We start from the raw sequence: 4,160 nt of genomic DNA on the forward strand, positions 1-4,160 counted from the left end.
GGCGCGGTAGTCCTTGCCCTCCGGGTAGGCTCCGATCACGGGCGGCTTGCCCCATTTGATTGATACGCCGTAGTAGGCGATGAAAAGGGCGTCCGGGTCCGCCTCGCCATAATAGCCCTGCCTTTCCTTATTCTCTTCAGGTCCGGTGTTGTTTTTCCACATGTCAGCCGGGAACTTTATTTTATCTATCAGCGGTTTTTCCCAGGCGCCCCAGTTGAGGTTCAGCACGGCGGGCATCGTCTTGGAGAAAATGGCGGGGTCCGCCGTGTTCTGGCCGTTCAATGTGGTGGATTGCCCCATTTGTTCCGCTCTCATGAGCCCGGCCCCCATCGTGAAAGTCCCCAGCTTTTTGGAACTGGAGCCGAACTCTTCCGTATATTTATGGCTGAGAATGTGGTCGGAGGGAGTCCGGTCGGAGGTCGTGCCGGACCAGCCTTTCAGGTCGTCGTAATTCTGGGCGAAAATGGCGGAGGCCATGAATGGGTCTCCGTTCAGGTACTTGTTGCCGTCAAAGTTCTGGTACTTCAGGCCGGAGTACATGTTGACGGAGTAGCCGGTGGTCTGGGCGGAATCCAGGGACCAGCCTTCCTTCATGGCGAAGTTATCCGTTTTGATGTCGTTTTTATTGATCTTGGCCCGGTAGACAGAGTTGTTGTTGAAGGGGTTTGACATATCGTCAATCAGGGGAATCGGTTGGGCGAAGATAACGATTTCCCCGGCTTTCAGGGTGGACGGGTTGCCCTTGTTGGTTGAACCGTCCGACTGGTAGGTGACCTTGTCCCGAAAAGACGCGCCGAAGTCCGCCACCTGGCGGTCATTTTTGTTTACGGCATTTTGAACGTAGGGGGTCAGGGGGTGTTCCGTGTAATTGCCCATGGCGCCTACGCCACCACCGTTCTTGATGTTGTGGGAAAACATCATGGGCATGAAGCGGTGCTCGCCGAAGTAGGCTCCCCATACTTCACCGTTAGCACCCTGGAATTTCATGTCCACGTTGTACGGGTTCCACCACACATAAACGGGAATGACGGAAAAGGCCAGGTTGATGAATCCTCCGTTCACGGAGGGGTTCTGTCCATTGGTCCCGCCGAATCTGGCATACTGGACGCCCACGAAAGAGTAGAAGCGCAGCAGGATGGGGTGGCGCATGTACGTGTAGCGGTTGTCCATCATTTCCATGCTCGCCGTGGCGTCGGAGGCCACTAGCGTGCTGGGCGTGCGACCGTCCCACTGCAATGCCGCGGAAGCGTCCTGGCCTTCCCTTCTGGTGGAGGAGTCCCACACATTGGCCCACAGGTAAAGCTGGTTCCAGGAGCCGATCGGGCGGTTCTGCTCGGTCGGGCTTCCGTCTTCCGACGTGTACGGGCGCAGGCCGATGTCCGCGTTGTCTCCCCGGAATTCTTCAGGCAGTTTTTCTTGGGAAAACATGATATTCAAGTCTTTCTTCAATCCACCGAATTTAGAATCCGATTTTTCATATAGAGATAATAATATGAGATATTAAGAGCAGAATTTCATAAAAATACATGATTCGCGGCTTATCCTTTATTCATGCCGCTTCTTACTCTATTCATGATGCCTCCGGCATGCTGGTTTGGACCAATTTTGAGCTTGCATGCACTACCCCTTTTTTGTATTGACTAGAGTTAAGAATTGGCTCTTCGCACCTTCGTGACAGAGGGGGGTTTTATATCTTCAACTTGAACGGAAAAGTGCACGCCGGAACACACCATTTTTCATGAAGACTAAGCTTTTCACTAACCGTCCCGTCAAGCATGTCAGCAAGGGGTTTGCCCTGATTGCCACCATCACGCTGATGATGCTCCTGGCCCTCCTCAGCGTTGGCCTTCTGACTATTGCCTCCTCACAGGTCCGCATTTCCGAAAAGCAGCTTTTTGCTGCGGAAGCCAAATCCCTCGCCAAGCTTTCCCTGGAAGTAGCCCTGGGCCAGCTTCAGTGTGAACTGGGACCGGACCAGCGCGTTTCCGCCAACTCAGGCATCCTTTCCTCCGGAACCAGTGAAGGAAGTGCGCCATACATCCTGGGTGTCTGGAACAGCTGGGACACGTGGCTCAACAAAAACAACTCCCAGGGCATGACCATTTCTTCCACTTATGATACGGGAAGAAAGGCCATGTTCCGCCGCTGGCTCATTTCCGACCCTGACCTGCGCAGGCTCAGTTCCCTGGAAGCCGGAAAGAACCTGCTGGGCAAGCGTTCTCTGACCAATCAGAACCTCCGCAGTATCCCCCTGGTGAATCATGGCACGGTGGGAACGCCCGTAGGCTCTAAAAACCAGGACAATAAGGAAATCTACGCCCGCCTGGTGCGCGTGGATGACTACTCCAAGGCCATGGGACTGAAAAAGAACGCCAACTCGCGTAAATACATTGCCTGGTGGGTAACGGGAGAAAACCAGAAGGCGCGCATCAACCTGATGCCTCACGCCTCGGAAGAAAGCACGGACGCTCTGACGGTTCTGCGTTCTACATGGGACACGCCGGGCCCCGATTTGGAACCCCTCAACCTTTCTTCCGTAATGACGTCGGGTTCCGGAAACGACATGTCCGCCGTCAGAAAACTCATTTCTCTTGATTCCCTGTTAGCTAATAACAAAAATGGCCGCTTGAAGGATTTGGGAGAGGTTTATCATGACATTTCCCTGGTTTCTTCCAGTCTGCTCACGGATTCTAAATTCGGAGGTCTTAAAAAAGATCTTAACATTATGTTTTCCCAGGACAAATTGCCTGAAGACTTCCGGGGAGACAATGCGGACATCGGTCTGCGCCCGTACACCTCCGAGGACGGCAACCCCACGGAACAAACGCGCCCGATCGGCTCCTGGAACCAGCTCTACCTGTGGGCCAACGTGTGGGATTCTTCTTCCAAAAAAGATGGGCAGGACGCTTCCGCGGCATTGCAGTGGGACGGCCGTACTCCCAGCACGCTGATAGCGGCTGACGCCGCGGCGAACATGGAGATGATGGACAACCGCTACACGTACATGCGCCACCCCATCCTGCTGCGCTTCTACTCCTTCGTGGGGATTCAGTACATCAAGCACGGCAACAAGCACCCCAACCGCGGCGGCTGGATTGACTTGCGTATTTCCGTGATCCCGGTGTACGTGTGGTGGAACCCGTACAACGTGGACATGAAATTCCAGGGAGCGTCTGGAGAACCCTGGGGCGGCTACTTCGGCGAACACCGCTTCATGCCTCTGCTGCTTTCCCACAACATTAAATTTGCGTGGAATTCCCTGGATGACGGATTGCTCGCCAATCACGCCGAATCCACGCTGGTTCCCTACCCCAAAAATGTATCTTACAATAACCGGCAGGTAGCCGACTTTGGCGCTTCCTTCAATACCACGGCCAAGCTTGGGGGCGGGGGCGCTCCGGACAAGAGCGGCCCATCAACGCTCAAAGCCGGTGAAATCGTTGTCTTCGCCCAGCCCGTCGTCTCCAACATTGTTCACGGCAATGAAGTTTACCAGGCAAAAAACAATGACAAGGACTTTGCTCCGGACAGATTCCCTCTCAAGGAAGGCTGGGACCAGAGTCCGGGGCAGGTCAGCTCCTATGCCGTTAACCTGACGGACGGCCTCCGTTATGAACTGCTGGACGGGAGCGGTTATAACCAGAATGGCATAGCCAAGGCCTCCGTCGTCTTTGCGGAGAATACGGGGCAGCTCACTGATACTCCCAAGGATCATGTCCTTGCTGTCAAATACAGTGAGAATGCCTCAAACACTGCTCTCGGGACGTTCGTCACGACTGCCGGCCTGATGGAACCCAGGAAGATGAATTCCAAGTCCGCCCGCAACGGCCAGAATACGGCGGAAATTGATATCTTTTCCAAGGTGATGCCGAATATCCTCAATATCAACTGGGGCGCCTGGGAAAAACCGTTGATCGACATGGTCAAGTTTCCGGCTGATCTGTGGCAGGATAATGAAGGCAACAATGAAGAAGCCAAAAAAGCCGGGGAATATGGTACGCCATCACAGGATTCCACCTTCATCGCCTACTACGGCGTATCAATCAAATGGGGCAAGCCGCCCGTGATCGGAGCCTACCCGGAGGGCAAGGACTACCGCGCCAAGACTTGGCAGCACTCCAGCCCCCTTTTCTGGGGGAGCCAGATGCCCACCGCCTCCG

At 54.5% G+C, this 4,160-nt stretch carries 2 pseudogenes; one reads left to right on the forward strand and one right to left on the reverse strand.

Features of this window, described 5'->3' with window-relative positions:
- Positions 1-1,428 (reverse strand): annotated as a pseudogene (locus CXU21_RS12020) (hypothetical protein); the annotation flags it as partial.
- Positions 1,429-1,738: 310 nt separating this feature from the next.
- Here CXU21_RS12020 and CXU21_RS12025 point away from each other — a divergent pair.
- Positions 1,739-4,160 (forward strand): annotated as a pseudogene (locus CXU21_RS12025) (hypothetical protein); the annotation flags it as partial.

Source organism: Akkermansia muciniphila, from assembly GCF_002884975.1.
GTDB classification, from domain to species: Bacteria; Verrucomicrobiota; Verrucomicrobiia; order Verrucomicrobiales; family Akkermansiaceae; genus Akkermansia; species Akkermansia muciniphila_C.